The 1,521-nt window shown below is 54.8% G+C and carries 2 protein-coding genes; one reads left to right on the top strand and one right to left on the bottom strand.

Annotation, left to right across the window (positions count from 1 at the left end):
• Positions 1 to 263: 263 nt before the first annotated feature.
• Positions 264 to 833, bottom strand: coding sequence for a transporter substrate-binding domain-containing protein (locus tag ACIOWA_RS27990; RefSeq protein ID WP_339464670.1), 570 nt, complete (start codon positions 831 to 833; stop codon positions 264 to 266).
• Positions 834 to 968: 135 nt separating this feature from the next.
• Here ACIOWA_RS27990 and ACIOWA_RS27985 point away from each other — a divergent pair, with 135 nt between their 5' ends.
• Positions 969 to 1,394 (top strand): DUF4399 domain-containing protein, encoded by a 426-nt coding sequence (locus tag ACIOWA_RS27985; protein ID WP_339430397.1) that lies wholly within the window; start codon positions 969 to 971, stop codon positions 1,392 to 1,394.
• The last annotated feature ends 127 nt before the right edge of the window (positions 1,395 to 1,521 follow it).

Raw genomic sequence — 1,521 nt, 5'->3', positions numbered from 1 at the left:
TGGGGTTTGGCCTCCGAGGCCGGTTTCTTTTTGGTCGGCATACATGCTCCTTTTCAACATGTTATGCCCGAACACAAAATTTCTGACAATCTCGTGAACTTGAATTGCCGCAGGCTGCAACAGCCCTGACACAACTCGATTAAAAGCCCACCCCAGATTCCCGTGTGGGAGCGGGCTTGCTCGCGAAAGCGGTGGGTCATTCAACATCTGCATTGACTGACACGACGCCTTCGGGAGCAAGCCCCCTCCCACAGGTTTTATGTTCACTCGGGTTTGGTGAACCACTTCTCGGACAACGCCGCCAACCGCCCATCCGCCTTGATCCGCTGCAACGCACTCTCAAGGCTGGAGTGAAACGCCGGATTACCCTTTTGAAACGGAATCGCCAGGTCTACCGGCGTGGCCGCTTTCGGCTTGTCCTCGGTCAGTGACTGCACCAGCATCATCGATTGTGGTTGCTCATCTTTCTTCGCCAGCCACTGCGAATCGATCTGGCTGTATGGCTGGCTGAAGTCGAAACGATCCTTGAGTTCGGGTGTCAGTGCTATGTGATTGAGCGCGACGTCGTACTTGCCGCTTTCAACGCCCTGGAGCAGATCGTCCTCGTCGGTGACGATGAAATCGACGCGAACATCCAGTTCGCTGGCCAGCATTTGCCCAAGCTCAACCTCGAACCCTGTGAGTTTGTCGTCGTGCTTGTAATTGAAGGGCGGCGTATTAGCTTCAAGGGCGATGCGCAACTCGCCACGGTCGTTGACGTCATCAATCAGTTCGGCGTGAGCCAGCGGGCTCAGAAGGGGTAGCAGGCAGATCAGGCCAGGCAGAAAACGCATGGTCACTCCTTTGAAATCATTATCGCGATGCTCTGAGTCAGGCTCGCTTTGCTATGGTTGTCGAGTGCCTTCGACAACGAATGGTCATGAAGTTGTCATGACCACGCGGATTTTACGGAAAAACTGGAGAAGAGAATGAAAACGTTTATGTCACGAGCCGCGTTGGCTGGTCTTCTGTTGAGCGCGTCGATGATGGCCAGCGCTGCCACGCCAGCGCCGGCGGGAGCTTCCGTAAGCATCGTCGAGCCGAGCAGCGGCGCCGTTGTCGACAAGACCTTCAAGGTCAAATTTGCAGTAAAGGGCATTGCGTTGGCGCCCGCTGGTAATCTCACGACTAACACTGGCCACCATCACCTGCTGGTAGACGCCAAGAGCACTGTTCCTGCGGGCGCTGTGATTCCGGCAGACGCCAACCATATCCATTTCGGCAAAGCCCAGACTGAAACCGAACTGACGCTGACGCCAGGCAAGCACACGTTGCAGTTGGAACTGGGCGACAAGAGCCACATGGCTTTCGATCCGCCCATCGTTTCGGAAAAGATCACCGTCACGGTGAAATGACTTTTCCGCAGGCATGAAAAAGGGAGCCCGAACAGACTGTGTGAAAACCTAGCAATCTGTGCGGCACTCAAAGAAAATGCTCCGTATCGAAAGATACGGAGCATTTTTCGTTATGGCCTACATCCAA

The organism is Pseudomonas sp. NPDC087614, assembly GCF_044743485.1.
Lineage (GTDB): Bacteria > Pseudomonadota > Gammaproteobacteria > Pseudomonadales > Pseudomonadaceae > Aquipseudomonas > Aquipseudomonas baetica_A.
The sequence above is the reverse complement of the archived record's forward strand: the minus strand, read 5'-3'. Positions and strand labels throughout refer to the sequence as shown.

Coding starts and splice junctions, on each gene's coding strand:
- ACIOWA_RS27985 (WP_339430397.1), top strand. CDS start 969: ATGAAAACGTTTATGTCACGAGCCGCGTTGGCTGGTCTTCTGTTGAGC.
- ACIOWA_RS27990 (WP_339464670.1), bottom strand. CDS start 833: ATGCGTTTTCTGCCTGGCCTGATCTGCCTGCTACCCCTTCTGAGCCCG.